The sequence below is a fragment of the Rothia sp. HSID18067 genome, assembly GCF_003989445.1.
Taxonomy (GTDB): Bacteria; Actinomycetota; Actinomycetes; order Actinomycetales; family Micrococcaceae; genus Rothia; species Rothia aeria.
Map to the genome: position 1 here is coordinate 245,345 of NZ_RBMF01000002.1, position 17,502 is coordinate 262,846.

The window sequence follows — 17,502 nt, forward strand, 5'->3', positions numbered from 1 at the left end:
CCCCACTACGGTACTCATGCGTGTTCAGATACACTCAAAATAGCTTCCGCATGTGACCGAATTCGCCGGTGGGGCCGGGGTCGGTTTTATATAATATATGTGGATGTTTTAGCACCGATACGTTGTTGTATCACCCGATAACTCACGCAGGTGCGAACGGCATCCAGCTCACTCTCACTCAATAGCTCACTCACTCAAGGAAAACTTATGCCTGCGCGCTTTCGCCGCACACAAAAACCGGCCACTATGGCCATATCTTCATTCGCTGTAGTATGTGCACTGATACTGAGCGGGTGTTCCACCGAAACTGTCACAGTGGAAGGACCCACAGCATCAAGCGCTTCACCCACTGCAGCAAATCCCCACAACCAGTTATCTTCACCCAGCAGCACCCCCTATGTCAGCCCAGCCGCTGCCTTTGAAACCCAGGAAGAGGACGCTGAAGAGCAGACGCACGATACCGGAATCTCTCCCGAGCAGGAAGCCAACCCCGTAACCGCACTGCCAGCTGCGAATGTATCGGATGCAGCCAGCGCCTTAACAACCCTGCAGTCCCTACCGATCAAGGGCCGCGCGCCCAAAACCGGGTATTCGCGGGATCAGTTCGGGCATGCCTGGACAGACACCGACCGTAACGGGTGCGATACCCGCAACGATATTCTGCGCCGCGATCTGTACGAGGTGACGGTTAAACCAGGAACACGCGCCTGCACAGTGCTCAGCGGCACCCTAGAGGATCCGTATACGGGGGTGAGCATCCACTTTAGACGCGGAAAAGACACCTCCCGCGCGGTGCAGATCGATCACGTAGTAGCCCTGTCTGACGCGTGGCAGACTGGCGCTCAAGAGCTGTCGAAGCAGCAGCGCATTGAACTCGCCAATGACCCCGATAATCTGCTCGCTGTAGATGGGGCGGCTAACCAGCAGAAGAGCGATGCAGACGCGGCTACCTGGCTGCCAGCTAATAAGGCGTACCGGTGCATCTATGTGGAGAAGCAGGTGCGCATTAAGGCGAAGTATGGGCTGTGGGTTAAGGCAGCCGAAAAGGAGGCGATGGTACGGGTGCTCAATGACTGTGTGAGCTCGGAAAACTCCGGCACCATTGAGCACACTCCCGTGGCCTCCCCTATTACTGAGCCCACGCGGGGTACGCCGCAGGCTCGGGTGCAAGCGCCTACACAGGAACCCGATTCTGCAGGAACGTATTACAAAACCTGTGCGGAGGCGCAGGCTGCCGGGGCAGCCCCTATTCGGCGTGGACAGCCGGGATACCGGGCGGCGCTGGATCGAGATGGTGATGGTGTGGCCTGTGAGGTGACAACGAAACACTAAAGTACCGGCTGCTTCTTTGGTGCGTGTATGAACCGACCTCTCATGAGTGACTATTCATGAAATGTCATGCTTCTTCATACACGCACTATTTTTGAGATGCACATCACGCTAAACCTGTGATTTAGCTGTGAATAAGCTGTATTCAGAGGCCTTTCTTTCATATTTGCTTGATAAAGAAAGTAAATTTCTGGCAAGGTACTCTCATGACTAAAGACAGCACTGCATCACTCGGTCTTCTTATTTTCCGCCTAGCACTAGGCTTCACATTCATCATGCACGGCTTCCAAAAAGCCTTCCTCAATGGGCCCACCGCGCAAGGAGCAATCTTCGCCAAAATGGGTATTCCAGCCCCCGAACTATCAGCCTACTTCACCATTGGTGCCGAACTCATCGGCGGTATTATGCTGCTGCTGGGTATCGGAACACGCATCGCAGCAGCAGCCATCACCATCGCCATGGCGGGCGCCTACATCTTTGTTCACGTCAATGCCCCCTTCATCATCGACCCGAAAACCGGGGCCGGTTTTGAGTACGTCTTTGTACTGGGCATGGCGGCCATTATGTTTATCCTCGTCGGCGGCGGCAAATACTCCATTGATGCGCTCCTGCCCCACCGCGGCGCTAAGAAGAGCTAGCCCCCTTAGCCGGGTGCGCCAAGGCACACCCACCAACCTTCACAAACTACATTTATTACCTAAAAGCGCCCTGCCGCTCACACGCTGGCAGGGCGCTGCTATGCCTCCGCCTCCAAGGCGTGCAAGAGACCCGGTGATACGACAAGCGCATCCCAGTATATCTTGACCGGGCAGAAACTGATTTATAAAGACGGCTCCGGTCAGAGCCCCACCGGGTACAGCAAAGCCCCACACGTTACGGTGTAAACCGCGGTACGTGTGAGGCTTATGTGCTGCATAGTAGCAGTGCCCCCAGTGGGACTCGAACCCACACTGGGCAGATTTTAAGTCTGCTGCCTCTGCCAATTGGGCTATAGGGGCCTGAACCGGCCCTCACTACTTTCGCACGAAGTGAGGGCCAGTATCAAATCCTAGACACCTGCAACCGTATTAGAGGTGTTCCTTTGTCTTTGCTGGGGCGGTACCGGTTGCCTCCTGGAACGCCAGGCGCGGGGTGCGCTGGCGGCGGATCGTAGTGGTATCACGGCCAAAGAGCTGGTTGAGTGCCCAAGTAGTCATAACACGCACAGTACGCTCAGTCGTGGGGATCGCAGAACCGTGGTAGCCGCGGTGCATAATCCATGCCAACGGACCGGCGAAGGTCTTACCCTTAAAGTTCGCCACGCCCTTCCACAGGCCCAGACCAGCCACCACACCGATCGTCTCGTGGTAGTAGTCAGTCAGCGGCTCACCGCGCCGTGCCGCCAGAATGTTCTTAGCCAGCACCAGAGCCTGGCGGGAGGCATGCTGCGCGTTCGGCACGCAGAAACCGCCCACACCGCCGCCGGAGAGGTCAGGCACGGCGGCGTTATCACCAGCAGCCCAAGCGCCCTCAACCACGCCAGCGTCCCCGGCAACACGCAGGTCTGCGTTCACACGCACACGGCCGCGCTCATCAATCGGGAAGTCGGTGTTCTTCAGCATCGGGGAAGCCGCAACGCCGGCGGTCCAAATCAAAGTATCGGTATCGATCTCACCAGCGGGAGACTTATCAGCCATATTAATCAGCTGCAGGTTACCGCCGGTAGCATCCGAGAGGGAGGTATTGAGCAGAATCTCAATGCCGCGGGCCCTCAGCTCGGCTACAACCTTCTCAGCGCGGTCTTCAGGTACCTCGGGCATGATGCGCGGGGCTGCCTCAATCATCACAAAACGCAGGTCTGAGGGGGTCAGACGCTCATTACGGTTGACCGCTTCACGCGCCATATCCTCAAGCTCAGAAATGGTCTCAACACCGGCGAAACCACCACCGACAATAACAAACGTCAGGGCGCGGCGGCGGGCATCCGCGTCCTCAAGAACGGAGGCAACCTCAATACGCTCCAGCACCCAGTTACGCACCGAAACGGCCTCTTCAACGGTCTTCATACCGATAGCGACCTCAGCCAAGCCGGGAATCGGGAAAGCACGAGTGACGGAACCAGCACCAAGAATAATCTCGTCATACTGCAGCTCGAACGGTTCGCCACTATCAATGGGCTCAACTACAGCGGTTCGCGCCGCATGGTTCACAGAAACCACAAGGCCGGGAATGATCTCAGTATCACGCAGATGCTGACGCAGGGGAACAGTTGCGTTACGACCCTCCATTGAACCTGCAGCGACCTCGGGCAGGAACGGCTGGTAGGTCATGTAGGGGTTAGGCTCAACGATGGTCACTACCCCGCCGGTGGCTTTGACCGCCTTCTGAATCTTCTTCGCCACGGTGAAGCCGACGTAGCCGCCACCGACAATGAGGATACGCGGACGATCCTGAGCCAACTTAGTGAATGCCATATTATGCTACTTCCTAGGTTATATTCTGCCGCCGCTCGCAGGCGGGCTGGCTACGAAAAGACCCCGTACGTCACGCCGCATAGCGCATCGCACGAGACAAGCCAAAAACACATGCACCTAACAGCGCAGGATCAGAACACAGAACCTGCGGGTGTACGTATTTTGCACTCTGTACTTACCTATCATTCTACGCGGTTGATAAGGTGAACACACACTTTATGAACCTGTAATAAACGGCAAATCGAAAAAATTATGACGACTTTTAGTTCTCATCCCGCACATGCGGCCGACGCACATGCCGGTGCATCTTATGCAGACGGTGCACCGTGAAGCTGGTAATCGCCAATAACCACAGCGCCAGCCCGCCCACAATCAGCGGCGGAACAACACCCGAATCTTCAGCAGGCACACTCGGTTCAGGCACCTTAGCCTGGGGAATATTCTCCCCATCCTCGTGCACCGGTTCGGAGCTCGTCGGCTCCGGAGCGCTCACCTCCTGCTTGCGATGGATCGCAATCCAGTTACTCATCGACCCCAGGGGGTTCTCCGCAGCATTCGACGACGTACTCTGTGCGAGCGCCGCCGTAGGGTTAATAATGCCGAACCCGTACAACGGGTCACGGCCAGCAGGCCCGGCATCATCGGCGCTGGTAATAATACGCTGAATAATCTGGGCGGCCGACAGCTCAGGGTATTTCGCTTTAATGAGCGCAGCCAAACCCGACACCAGCGGCGCAGAAGCCGACGACCCCGACCACAGCATGTACTTATTGTTCGGGGCGGCAGCGATCATATTCACCCCGGGCGCGGCAACAGCGATTGAAATCCCCTGAGAGGAAGAAGACCATGATTCCCGCCGGGAGCTATCAACGCTACCAACGGTGAGCACACCCGGGATAGTAGCTGGCGCCCCCACCTGGGTGATTCCGCTGCCGCGGTTACCGGCAGAAGCCACCACCAGCACGCCTTTCTCCTCAGCGTACTTGAACGCGTCATCCCAGCTGCGTGGCCAGCTCGCCTTATTAGAGCCGATCGACAGGTTAATGATCTGCGCCCCGTTATCCACGGCGTAGCGTACCGCCTCCGGCAGCTGCTCATCAATGCTTTTACCGCCGCCGGTGCCCATGCTCAGGGATACTGGCAGGATTTTTGCCTCTGGGGCCACACCAATTATGCCGGCGGGTTTACCCGGCTGCCCGGCGATAGGGGCCACACCTGTGGTGTTGTGCCCGTGCCCGGCAATCAGAGAGGCAACCTCGGTACCGTGCATCGGCTCGGTTCCCAAACCTGTCCAGCCGTCTGAACTGCCAACGCCGGAGGCATCATGGCCTTTCAGGACGTTCCCTTCCAGGTCAGGGTGGGTGCCGTCCACGCCGGTGTCGATCACTGCCACAGTCACTCCGCGCCCGGTGCTTTGATTCCAGAGCTCAGGGAACTTGTAATCGTTAATCCAGTACTCGCGCTGGCGCACATCATCCCCCGCGCTGGTGCTGTTTGTGGCCGCCGGTGCGGAGGCCACAGGCGCAGTTGGGGCCGATTTCGAAGGGGTTGGGGACGCGGTTGCAGAGGAACCCGGAGTGGGGGCCGCCCAAGCCGGGTTAAACCCGCCGGAGGCAGCCACCCCAACGCTTAGGGTGAGGGAGGCGACAACGGCGAAAGCTCTGTGTGCTAACCGGCGCGGTGCCTTTGAGGCGGGAGTCTCGGCGTGTTGTGCCGCGCCCGGCCGCTGCGCATCGTGCCGCTTATTCCAGTGAGTCGCCATTGTCCCTCCCTAAATAATTAGATCTCCTTGTAAAGTATTCTGCACTCTATAACTGTGAAAGTGCAATGCCGTCAAGGATGTCATGTTCACTTACTGTTACGGAATTAATCACACCGTCAGTAATCTCATTCAGACGCGTGAGAATCCTCGCATAAATAGTCACCCCAGCGCCGATCACATCCACCCGCCCGGGGTGCATATACCCCAGCTCGGCGCGCTCCTGGCGGGTCATACTACGCAGCACCTGGGCGGTACGCTGAACAGTCTCAAGAGACAATGAGGTGCCGTTAATCGCCTCGGAATCGTAGGTCTCTAAGCCCAATGCCGCAGCCGCGAGAGTGGTCGCGGTACCGGCCACCGCCACAGCGCGGGTGGCGGTGTTTAACGGCACAGAGCTCACAACGGTTTCGATGGCGGCGTCCGTATCGGCCTCAACCCGCCGCACCTGCTCATCGGTGACTGGCGCGGACACCATATGCCGCTCGGTCAGGCGCACACACCCCACGTTCACGCTTCGGGAGGCAATCACCTTAGCCTCAGCTCCCCTGCCGCCGCCAAGCACGAATTCGGTAGAGCCACCGCCTAGGTCAAACACCAGCGTGTTCTTATCCCCCGCACCAACGGCACGCATTGCACCCGCGAATGAGAGTGAGGCCTCCTCAGTGCCGCTAATCACCTCGGGCTCAATATCCAAGATCTGCTGAATACCCTCCATAAAAACCTTACGGTTACCGGCATCACGGGTGGCACTGGTCGCCACGAACCGCAGCCGGTCTGCACTGTACGCCTTAAGCAACTGAGCGTACTCTCTGGCAGCCTCAAAGGTGCGGTCCAGCGCCTCCTGCGCCAACCAGCCGGTGGCGTCCACCCCTTGGCCCAGCCGCACGATGTGCATCTGCCGCACCACATCCTTCAGGCGGGTGGTTTCCTTGCCGTTTTCATCAGTTTCGACGACTGCATCCGCGATCAGCAGGCGGATCGAGTTCGTGCCACAGTCTATAGCGCCAATGCGCATCTCAGGCTCCAATCTAGGTTTTGCCGGGTTTGAGCGTTGCAGGTGGTATGCACAGCAGCTGGCAGCTAATCAGCGTGCCGCCACGCGGGGTCGCAGGCACACGTATCGGGGGTCCACCACGGGGAAATCGCATCCAAAGCCCTATCCCCCATCGGGTTCACCCCGCGCCCCACCGAAAGAGTATGGCCGATGACGGCGTGCAGACACTTGACGCGGGTGGGCATACCCCCCGCCGAGATCCCATCAATCTCCGGGACCTCGTCGGTGCCGCTGATAATGCGGATACGCTCACGCTCGGCCAGATAATTCTCATGCGCGGCACGGTACTGCTGCGCCAGCTGCGGGTTCTGCGCCAATTCATCGGTCATCTCGTACATGAGACCGCCAGCCTCCAGCCGGGAGGCCGCCGCAGTAATGACCGGGTGGGCCAGGTAGAACACGGTCGGGAATGGGGTGCCGTTTGCTAATCGCGGGGCGGTGGCTGCCACTAGCGGGTTACCGCACACGCACCGTGCCGGAACCTCAACCACATCCCGCACTTTACGGCCCAGCTGGGCCGATAGCACCCGCACATCCTGCTCGGTGGGGATGAGGGCCTGAACCGTCACCCCAACCCCTTCAGGGACACGGTTCATCAGGTCTTCTTTAGTGCTCATTTATCCTCAATACTAAAAATCTACTGCCGCTTCTTCTGTGCACCCTGCGGGTTCTCCACCGAGTTCCACATCTTATTCGTCCACGAATCGTCGGGGGCGTTTTTCGCCGAGGCAGAGGTGTCGTCCACCTGTGTGTTATTCGAGTCAATGCCGGTCACCGCATATGGGGTGTCTCCCTCATTCACGTAGAACAGCCTGCTGCGGGCCTGCTGACGCACGTAGTTCTCGTCATCCCACCAGGTTTTCTCAACCTTCAGCTGGGCATTCTCCCGCTGCAGCTGAGAGATGTGCTCACGGGTTGATTCGATCTCCCGCAGCTGCGTGAAATAGTTATTAAGCGTCGGGTAGGTTCCCACCAGCAGGGCAACCACAATAATCGCCCCCATCAGGAACTGACCCGAAAAACCGCGCGCAGCAACCGGTGTCAGCTCATCCGGGTCTTGATCGCTGCTGCCTTCACGAATCATACGCCTCTGGCGCGCCAACTGCGGGCTTTCCTTACCGCGCCGAGGAGAACGGCCCGCCCCAATGACGGCACTGGTGAGGGTGCCTACCGTGCTGGGAGACCGCCGCGTGTCCTGCTGCTCCTGCTTATTCCGGGAGGTTCCTGCTCCCTTCGCCTGAGACGACTTGGTGCGTTTACGCAGTCCACGATTTTTCGGGGTGCCGGGTGTCTGGGCAGAACGGGACGGCCGGTTTTTCGCCGCGTGTTGACCTGCCCCAGCGGGGCGTCGTGTGCCCCGAGAAGCCGAGGCAGCTGAATCCTTCTGTCGGTCCCGTTCTGACATTGCTCTCTCCCTTCACCGCGCTGACCGTAACCATTCTATTCTACCGGCGGGCACCGCATCCTGTACCCGCCGCTACGTGCATTAACCGTGCAGGCAACGGCGGAGGGTGGCCACCCCCGCACGGGGAATAGCCACCCTCTTACTACATGAGCCTATAAGCTACCGAGCACTTATGCTTTCTTGAAGCGGGGGAATGCTGACTTGCCGGCGTAAACAGCGGCATCGCCCAGCTCTTCCTCAATGCGCAGCAGCTGGTTGTACTTGGCCACACGCTCGGAACGTGCGGGCGCGCCGGTCTTGATCTGACCCGCGTTAGTTGCCACAGCGAGGTCGGCAATGGTGACGTCCTCAGTCTCACCGGAACGGTGGGAAACCATGCAGCGGTATTCGCTGCGCTGTGCCAGCTCCATAGCGTCCAGGGTCTCGGTGAGCGAACCAATCTGGTTAACCTTCACCAGCAGAGCGTTTGCCGCACCCTCATTGATGCCCTTCTCAAGGCGCTCGCGGTTGGTCACGAATAGGTCATCACCGACGATCTGAACCTTTTCACCGATCTGCTCGGTCAGGGTCTTGTAGCCTGCCCAGTCGTTCTCATCCAGCGGGTCCTCAATGGAAACCAGCGGGTACTTCGCCACAAGATCAGCATAGTATGCGCTCATCTCTTCGGCGGACTTCTTCTGACCTTCAAACTCGTAGGCGCCGTCGTTGTAGAACTCGGAGGATGCCACATCCAGTGCGAGAGCAACCTGCTCGCCGGGCTTGTAGCCAGCCTTCTCGATTGCCTCAATAATGAGGTCAAGGGCCGCAGCGTTGGACTCAAGGTTCGGTGCGAAGCCGCCCTCATCGCCCAGACCGGTGGAGAGGCCACGGTCGTGCAGCACGGACTTGAGCGAGTGGTAGACCTCGACACCGGCGCGCAGCGCATCCGAGTAGTTCTTGAAACCGATGGGAGCAATCATGAACTCCTGAATATCAACGTTGGAGTCTGCGTGAGAACCGCCGTTGAGGATGTTCATCATGGGAACGGGGAGCACGTGGGCATTGGGGCCGCCCAGGTACTTGTAGAGGGGAAGGTCTGCGGACTCTGCGGCAGCCTTAGCGACGGCCAAAGAAACGCCCAGAATTGCGTTAGCGCCCAGCTTACCCTTGTTATTGGTGGCGTCCAGAGCAATCATGGCCTGATCGACGGTGCGCTGATCGGCGGCGTCGATACCGATAATTTCTTCCGAAATCTCTTCAATGACAGACTTGACAGCGCCCAGAACGCCCTTGCCCAAGTATACGGACTTGTCGCCATCGCGGCGCTCAACCGCTTCCCACTCACCGGTGGATGCGCCCGAAGGCACAGCAGCGCGTGCGAAAGCGCCGTCTTCGAGCAGAACCTCAACCTCAACGGTCGGGTTGCCGCGGGAATCTAGAATCTGTCGGGCGTGAACAGCGGTAATAACAGCCATGAAAATGCTCCTTGAAAATGTAAAGGATGTGGACGGCTCACTCGGCGTCAACGCCCGGGATAGGCGCGGCCTGCTCAAGTCGTATACAACTAAAATTTTAGCAAAACTCCCACATAAACACACCGGTTACAACAGGAATTTTTGCGATTCATGAAGGTATCCAACACCTTTAGTGGGGGGTACGTTGCAGAAAGTGCTCATGGCAGCACAGAACAACCCGCCGCTGCCGCTTACGCGGCGCAGACGGGTCGTTCGCTCCACTACAGTCTAGGAATTGTACTCAATGAACTTACGGGTGTAGGTACGCAGGGCGCGTTCCGCATCCAGCCCATTCTGCCGTGCGCGGCACACCAGGGAGAAAAGCAGCTCACCAAAATCTTCTTCACTATAGGTAAACGGAAGATCGTCGTCTAAGGAGGTAGGCTCGGGCGGCAACACAATATCGGCCTTGCGAGCCTTAGCAATCGCCTTCGCCGCTAAGGCCAGCGCAGGCAGATGAGGAGGAATGCCGTCAAGCGGACCTCGATCGGATTTCTCCTTCTTCTTAAGCTCATCCCAGAAAACCTGCTGCTCGGCGACGGTCATCCGGGACTCGCCCGAAGAATCACCAAAAACATTCGGGTGCCGATCGTGAAGTTTTGTGTCCAGGCCCTCAATCACCTGCTCGATCGTAAAGCCGCCCGGCTCTGCCGCCGCAATATCAGCGTGGAAGAGAACCTGAAGCAGGACATCGCCCAGCTCTTCACGTAAAAGCTGCAGGTTTGTGCCTTCGGGTGCTTCGACAGCCTCCACAACCTCATAGGATTCCTCAATCAGGAACCGGATGAGAGACTGATGAGTCTGCTCGGCATCCCAGGGACACCCGCCGGGCGCGCGCAGGGTCGCCATCGTGTGCACTAAACGCTCGAAGGCTCTCCCCGCACGTGCGGCAACCTCAGCTACGTCCTTCTCGGACGCTTTATCTTCATTCACAGGCAGATTCTCCTATAGATTCCAGCGGATGTTACAGATTCCAGTGCGCCAGCGCAGCCGCCATATGCGCAGGAATCCTGGCGCCAAGGCGCGGGAACATGCGCAGCTCCTCCACATAACGCTCCGCCTCAAGCTGGCGCGGATACCGCACAAACGCCTGTTCACTCGAATAATCAAACGCCGCCTGTACCGGAACCCCCGGGGTGAACGTGAGACTAATCGCCAGCGGCGACCCCTCACCCTCACTATACGAATCGGTCTTCAGCCGCGGAATATCCAGAGTCTCCTCAGGCACCAAGTCGAAGGTGCGCACCTGCTCCCAGAACCCGTTACGGCGCACATGCGTCAGGGCGTCATAGTAAGAGCCAAGGGCACGCACACGAATCAGCACCGTAGTGGCATCCGTAGCCGTGCCGCCCTCACCAAACAGGGCCTCAACCACGGGAGCCAGACGATGCGCCACCTGCGCCTCGGTGAGAGTCAGGTTCCCCTCGGCGAGCTTCGTATCGGAGAGCACACTCACATCTGCGGCAGGCTGTACGGTGGGGGTATCCGGATCAGCGCAGACCGTGGGCGTATCGGGATCCGAGCACGTGGACTCAGGCTTTTGCTCTGTCTCCGTCTCAGCAGCAGTCTGCTGCACGGGAGCCAGTAAAGACTCCTTCTCAACCGCAGGTACCAGCTCCTCATCATCCACATGCTCGGGAAGTTCAGGGCCGCGATGGGCCGTGCCCTCGCTGGCTGCGGCAGTCACAGTATCCAAGTCCGCAGCGCCCGTCATGGGGGCCTGTGCTTCAGGATCAACAGTATGGTCCGCTTCGGTACCAGCATCACCGGTATCCGCTGCGCGGGTGAAAGCGGCAGCATCGACAAGATTCGTCGTGTGCGCATCGGCGGGGCGTAAGAACCCGGCGGCGGCCTCAGCTGAAGCATCATTTGCCGCAACAGCAGAGGTGACGTTCACAATCTTGCTGGAACCAGCGGCAGTGTTTTCCTTGTCCTTCTCCTCTGCCACAGTGTCCTCAGGCTCGTCCTGCTGCCAAGAGGCGTCGGAAGAGACTGCGGGCAGAGGGCCGGTATCGTCGTTAACTGCCGCACCGTCGTCAGGGGCCTGTACCGGCTCGTCCTCGCCCAGGTCAGGGGCCGCAGCACCTTCATTGAGGGCGGCAACCGTCTCGTGCACCGTTGGGGCGGGGGCGCTGTCCTCCACAGAATCCTCAGCGAGAGGTGCTTGAGTTTGAGGCTTCTGAAGTTTACTTTCGGCGCTGGCCACAATCGCCGCGAGCGCAGCGGCCATCCCATCAATGTCTTCCTCTTCGGCCCCGGAGTCTGCGGCTTCAGAGGTGTTCTCAGCTTCAGCAGTGGTGTCAGTGTGCGGAGCTAGACTCTGTGCGGTAAGGCTGGCGTGGCCCACCTGACCCGGCTGGTTGCGGTCCCCAGACGTGTTGGTATCGGTGGTGGCTGCAATACTGTCTTCCTCGGTGCCGTCCAGTTTGGCATTATCCAGCTCGGTGTCATCCAGCTCGACGCTGTCCTGTTGCGTGTCTTGACGAGAAACATCCTCCCCGGGGAGGTCCTCGGTGAAGGAGTCCGCAGGCTCTTCGGTGGAGAGCACAGCATCTTCGGCTGCAGGCTGAGGCATTTCATCACGCTCGGAAGCCTCGCTCAGCAGCTCCTCAGCCTCATCAGGCTCATCGCTGCCTTCATCTGCCTTAACCAGGTTGAGGGGGTATCCGCCCAGCGGCAGAGGCTCATCCTGGGTGTTTTCACGGAGCGCGGTCTCCTGCTCTTCCGGCGCCTGAGTCTCATCAAGGCCCGCCAGAGGCGCAGCGTCTGCCGTTTCGTTCAATACCTCATCATGCGTAGGCTCTGCCTCATCGGCGGTTTCAAAGCCATCCTGCGTCTTCTCGCCGGGTGCTTCGTCCCGCTCACTTTCGGTGTTGGTGCGCATCAGCGGGTCAGCGTCGTAGTCGTGCGTCGGCTCAGGAGCGGCACCGGGTTCGGTGCCCTCCGCAAAGGCCGTAGCGGGTGCTGCCTCCGCTATAGTGTCCGCAGCGTCGTTATCCTGCTCCGTTGCCGGGAAAATATAGTTCTTATCCCAGTTCGTGGAATCCGCAGCGCTCATGTATGAGGCCTGCACCGCCACACGCCCGCCCAGGCTGGGGCTGGCCGCCACGAGGGCGCGGGTCCACACCGTACCCGAATCCTGTGCCGCAACATAAAGCGCCGCTACGGAATCGAACCAGATGGTTCCGGGCACTACGACGCCCTTTTCAATCTCATCCCCCTGGTAGTACAGGCGGTAGTTCATATCGTCATTAACCTGGTGCAGGTCAAAGGTGAGCTGCCCATGACCGTGCTCGCGCATGGTCTCAATAAGCGTGTAGAGCGGGTTATCAGGAGTCAGCACTTCAGCGTCGGGGGCATCAAATATCGGCTCCGGTGCGTGATGCGTGTCGTCACTGGTGCCGCTAAGACCCGCAGAGTCTGCTACAGCCGCAGACGCGCCCGTTGTTGCGGCCACGGCAGCAGGCTCAGGGGTGAGGGTGCTGCTTAACGGGTCTGCACCAGCAGCCTCAGCGGCTGAATCTTCCGGGGTTCGGGTGTCTTCTTCGTGAGGTTCAGCATCATCATGATGCAGTTCCCACGATTCTTCCTCAACGCTCGCTACGGGGTTCTCACTGGGCTTCTTGAGGGAGTTCTGAATCGGGGCAAACTCGATCATGGGGACTTCCTCGAACCGCTCAACATCATTCTCCGGGCGCGCCGAACGATGATTGTTCGCGGCCCCCTCAGGGGCCTCGGCGAGGCTATCTGATGCATTAAAGGCAACTTCATCGGCGATGCTGGGGCTCTGGTGTGCTGTGCCTGTACCAGCCACTGATTCCTGCCCTGCAGGCACATAGTGCTCGATATCTTCGGGGTCGTTCTCACTATCGTCCGACTCAGCAACCTGCCCGGTATCGGTTGTTTCTTGCACCGACGCCCCCGTATCTTGAGCTGAGATAACCGGCAGCGCCCCCGCGTACGTCTCAGGTTCCGTTACGGTGGTGTGGGCATCTTCTTCCGGGGTGTCGGGCAGGTGCAGCAGCACCGTCTCGTCGGTGACCAGCTCAATCTTCTGCTCGGGGTCGTTCTCATCGTTAGTTAGCCCGAGACGGGTCATATAGTCTTTTACGCGCGCCTGACGGGTCTCGTCGTCTTCGTCCTCATCATCGTAGTCATCGTCTTCGTCATCATAGTCGTCTTCGTACTCGGCTGAGGCGTCGTGTCCCTCATCATCGTAGGGGTCCTGGGCGGGCGCATCGTCAGTGTCGTAGTCGTCTTCGGGTTCCTGCGTTTGGGTGCTGGATTCGCTGGTTGTGGCTTCTAGTTCCTGTTCCTCAGCGCCGGGGTGCACCAGGTTCGCGCTGTCGGTGGAGTCCTGGTCGTGTTCTTCGAAGAAGTCTTCAGATGCAGCGGTGTGGCGTGCGTTTTCTTCGACAACACGCTGACCCTGGGACCGCTGGCTTTCGGTGCGCACAAATTTCCGGAGGGATTCCTCCCACTGCTGCTGTTCCATCACTTTTTCGCTCAGGCTTCGCTCTTCCGCCTCCGCCGCGGCTGCTTCTTCAGCTGCGCGCACCTGTGCTTCCCATTTTTTCTTGCCGATTCCAAAGATTCCCACTGTGGTCCCCTCCACTAGTTCTTGTCGGCGCTCCCGGCGGACACGGCGAGAGCTGAGTGTGTCTGGTGTGTCTGCATCCCATTCTATCGCCTACCCGGTATATCAGGGCCGCAGAAATGCGGGTGAACCGCCGTATTTCTGCGGGCAAAACCGCTCAATGGTGCGGCACATGCCGTTTATGAGGCACGCCCGGGTGGGATTTTATACAATAAATGGAATACCTAAACCATACCTGGAGTACCCGCCTCCATGCACACCGAAGCAAATTTGACAGTGCGTTCATCACTATGGAAAGCGCAAAAACCGCCTCACGATTGTTATTCAGCATAATGACGGTCGGGTAACTGCCTGAAGCATATTCTCAAAACTGGTAAGTTTTCATTGTCTTTAGACTAGAGCATGGGATGGGTAAAGGATCCCCCGCAGCTTTGCCTACTCACGTAGTTGAGCGTGTAAACACTTTAGTTACTTACGGGCCGAGTGTCTGATCTCAAGATCATCATATCCTTGGGGCATGTGCCGTTTGGCAGGGTTTTGAGAGTCTCTTGCTACATGGGGGCCAGCATCTTCTGCCGCACCCCTGCTCATTCATCGCACTCCCGCACATTGCAGATCCACTACCTGCGGCACTTATGATACGTTCTGCTATTACCGTGTTGTCACTATCACGAGCCTTAAATAGTTCACCTTTATCACGCGGGAAAATAGCAAAAAGCTAACTGGTCAATTCACCCTCTTAATAAAAACTCGGGTAGCCCTGACACATCCCATGCTTATTCAGTAATATTCTCTGCACCCATTACCCCTTCATATGAGAGTCCATAAGACGAACATGCCGCCCTATCCGGAGCTCAACATATATCTGTGCAGGTCACTTGTGGGTTCCTGCCCGGTGCATGTGCAGAAGCCTACCCTCTAACGGATAACCTTCATAGCACCAGGGTATTTTACAATGTCAGTTTTAATTATAATGAATTATTGATAAATATGTATCAATGTCAGCAATTAGTTTAATGTGTTCAGCATTTAAGTAAAGATGAGTATTTTCTCCGCCGTTCCCCCAAGTATATATAATAATCTCTTGAGTAAAATTAAATTCATTAAATATTTTTTAAATAATTTATTTTTCGGCGCAAGGCAAAGCTCATCATAAAATATAATTAACCGCAATTATTTTCTGATATGTTCTTGGTTCCGTGAAAGAATCCAGTGGGGCATCCTCACCATTAAAACGCCCGCCCACCAGGACAAGTGTATATACTCTACCGGGCCTCATCCCGTACCGGGTTTGCGGCTTTCGCGGCTTTTGCCAGCTCAAAACGCACCGCACGCAAAGCGGTCGCAGCCATCACCCGCACGCCCACGCCGATAGCGCGCTCATCGGGGTTGTAATCCCCCTGATGCAGATCATATGTCGGGTCTTCAGGGGCGCGGGTACCCAACCGGAACATTGAGCCCGGAACTTCCTGCAGCATCCAGGCGAAGTCCTCTCCGCCCATAGACTGCTCCACCAGCACGATTGAGTCCTCCCCCAGTTCAGCCCGGGCGGCGTTCTCAATCATGGTCGTCTCGGTGTCGGTGTTCACCACCGGCGGCACCCCGCGAATATGCTCCACCCGGGCGTTCACCCCGAAAGGCACCGCGACCTGCTCAATCACCTCATCTAGCAGCTGCCCGGCGTGGCGCCACACCTCAACGTCTAGGCAGCGCATAGTCCCCGCCAAATACCCTTCGGCGGGGATGGCGTTTGGGGCCACCCCAGCATTCACCTGCCCCCAGGCGACCAGCACCCCCGAACGCACATCGGTGCGGCGAGTCAGCACTGCGGGCACCTGAACCGCGATCTGACTCATCGCGTAGATCAAATCCTCCGTCAGATGCGGCCGTGAAGTGTGCCCGCCGTGGCCGCTCAAATGAATTTTGATCGTATCCGAGGCGCTGGTGATCGCCCCGATACGTGTGCCGATCTGCCCCAAATCAACTTTCGGGTCGCAGTGCAGGGCAAAAGCGCGCGGCACGCCCCGCAGCAGACCCTGGTCGATCATCTGCACCGCACCACCTGGCAGCTGTTCCTCGGCAGGCTGAAATAGGATGCGCACGCTGCGGCCCAGCGGGGTGCGCTCGTTCAGTTCGTGCAGCGCAAGCGCCACCCCGAGCATAATCGTCTGGTGAATATCGTGCCCGCAGGCGTGCATCACTCCCGGCACGGCTGAGGCATACTCCAAGCCCGTCTGTTCCTCAATGGGCAGGGCGTCAATATCGGCTCGCAGCGCTAAGGCGAACGGGCCGTTGCCGATGTCCACATAGCAGCCGGTTCCTTCACACGCCACAGGGCTCATGCCCGCACCACGCAGGTGATTCATAATACGCTCGGTTGTTTTCACTTCACGGAACGAAAGCTCCGGGTTGCGGTGCACCTGCCGACGGAATTCGGTCAGAGTGGGCATCATGCGCGCAACCCACTCATCAAACACCGGGGTTGAAAGATCGTAACGTGAATTAGCGAAAACCATACTTACTATTAAACACCTCGCGGCACCGGTAGGAAGAACTTTCACCCCGCAGCGGGGCTGTTTCTTCCCACCCGGTGCCGCGCATCGGACTGGGTGAGGGCGCCTATAGGGAGCGTGCCAGAATGGCCTGCTTCACCTCAGCAATGGCCTTAGTAATCTGAATACCGCGCGGGCATGCCTCGGTGCAATTGAAGGTGGTGCGGCAGCGCCACACGCCCTCTTTGTCATTGAGGATTTCAAGGCGCAGGTCTCCGGCGTCATCACGGGAATCGAAAATGAACCGGTGCGCGTTCACAATCGCGGAAGGACCGAAGTACTGACCGTCCGTCCAGAACACGGGGCACGAAGAGGTACACGCGGCGCACAGGATGCACTTCGTGGTGTCGTCAAACCGTGCGCGATCCTCAATGGTCTGCAGACGCTCACGTTCCGGCTCGTTACTGTCATTAATGAAGAACGGCATGATTTCGCGGTACGCCTGGAAGAAAGGCTCCATGTCCACGATCAGGTCCTTCTCGCAGGGCAAGCCCTTAATCGGCTCGACCGTGATCGGCTTGGTCATGTCGAGGTCTTTCAGCAGGGTCTTGCACGCCAGACGGTTACGCCCGTTAATGCGCATTGCGTCCGAACCGCAGATGCCGTGCGCGCAGGAGCGCCGGAACGAGACGGACCCATCCAGTTCCCACTTGATTTTGTGCAGCGCATCCAGCACACGGTCGGTGCGGTACATCTGCAACTTAAAGTCGTCCCAGTACGCCTCGTCAGAGACCTCGGGGTTGTAGCGTCGCACCCGAATAGTCACGTCGTAGGTGGGGATAGCGCCGCCGTCGCCGCCGGTCATACCTTCAAAAAGCTTGACGGATTCCGGTTCAGGAAGTTCGTTTTCGGCCATT

General features: G+C 58.2%; 12 protein-coding genes and 1 tRNA gene. 2 read left to right on the forward strand and 11 right to left on the reverse strand.

The genetic code is table 11. The features are described from left to right. Positions 1-315: 315 nt before the first annotated feature. Complete coding sequence (locus D8M23_RS06165; protein ID WP_126854097.1) at positions 316-1,332, forward strand: GmrSD restriction endonuclease domain-containing protein; 1,017 nt, start codon at positions 316-318, stop codon at positions 1,330-1,332. 203 nt (positions 1,333-1,535) lie between these two features. Continuing rightward, positions 1,536-1,967, forward strand: coding sequence for a DoxX family protein (locus D8M23_RS06170; protein ID WP_126854098.1), 432 nt, complete (start codon positions 1,536-1,538; stop codon positions 1,965-1,967). Between the two features lie 286 nt (positions 1,968-2,253). Here the strand turns inward: D8M23_RS06170 and D8M23_RS06175 are convergent. From D8M23_RS06175 to D8M23_RS06225, 11 genes are all read right to left on the reverse strand, one after another. Further along, positions 2,254-2,327 (reverse strand) — tRNA-Leu (locus D8M23_RS06175). Between the two features lie 69 nt (positions 2,328-2,396). Next, positions 2,397-3,782, reverse strand: a complete 1,386-nt coding sequence (locus D8M23_RS06180) for an NAD(P)/FAD-dependent oxidoreductase (protein ID WP_126854099.1) — start codon at positions 3,780-3,782, stop codon at positions 2,397-2,399. A 262-nt stretch (positions 3,783-4,044) separates the two neighbouring features. Next, on the reverse strand, positions 4,045-5,544 hold the full coding sequence (locus D8M23_RS06185; protein ID WP_126854100.1) for a S8 family peptidase: 1,500 nt from the start codon (positions 5,542-5,544) through the stop codon (positions 4,045-4,047). A 46-nt stretch (positions 5,545-5,590) separates the two neighbouring features. Further along, on the reverse strand, positions 5,591-6,559 hold the full coding sequence (locus D8M23_RS06190; RefSeq protein ID WP_126854101.1) for a Ppx/GppA phosphatase family protein: 969 nt from the start codon (positions 6,557-6,559) through the stop codon (positions 5,591-5,593). A gap of 65 nt (positions 6,560-6,624) precedes the next feature. Continuing rightward, on the reverse strand, positions 6,625-7,215 hold the full coding sequence (locus D8M23_RS06195; protein WP_126854102.1) for a DUF501 domain-containing protein: 591 nt from the start codon (positions 7,213-7,215) through the stop codon (positions 6,625-6,627). Positions 7,216-7,235: 20 nt separating this feature from the next. Continuing rightward, positions 7,236-8,003 (reverse strand): FtsB family cell division protein, encoded by a 768-nt coding sequence (locus D8M23_RS12125; protein WP_238693782.1) that lies wholly within the window; start codon positions 8,001-8,003, stop codon positions 7,236-7,238. 170 nt (positions 8,004-8,173) lie between these two features. After that, a complete protein-coding gene (gene eno / locus D8M23_RS06205; protein WP_126854103.1) occupies positions 8,174-9,457 on the reverse strand; it encodes a phosphopyruvate hydratase in 1,284 nt (427 codons plus the stop codon). 267 nt (positions 9,458-9,724) lie between these two features. Further along, positions 9,725-10,429 carry a MazG nucleotide pyrophosphohydrolase domain-containing protein gene (locus D8M23_RS06210; RefSeq protein ID WP_126854104.1) on the reverse strand — a complete coding sequence of 235 codons (705 nt, stop codon included), beginning with the start codon at positions 10,427-10,429 and terminating at the stop codon, positions 9,725-9,727. Positions 10,430-10,460: 31 nt separating this feature from the next. Continuing rightward, a complete protein-coding gene (locus D8M23_RS06215; RefSeq protein ID WP_126854105.1) occupies positions 10,461-14,096 on the reverse strand; it encodes a hypothetical protein in 3,636 nt (1,211 codons plus the stop codon). Between the two features lie 1,262 nt (positions 14,097-15,358). Next, a complete protein-coding gene (locus D8M23_RS06220; protein WP_006888057.1) occupies positions 15,359-16,609 on the reverse strand; it encodes an amidohydrolase in 1,251 nt (416 codons plus the stop codon). A 103-nt stretch (positions 16,610-16,712) separates the two neighbouring features. Next, positions 16,713-17,501 (reverse strand): succinate dehydrogenase iron-sulfur subunit, encoded by a 789-nt coding sequence (locus tag D8M23_RS06225; RefSeq protein WP_126854106.1) that lies wholly within the window; start codon positions 17,499-17,501, stop codon positions 16,713-16,715. Between the last annotated feature and the right edge of the window lies 1 nt (position 17,502).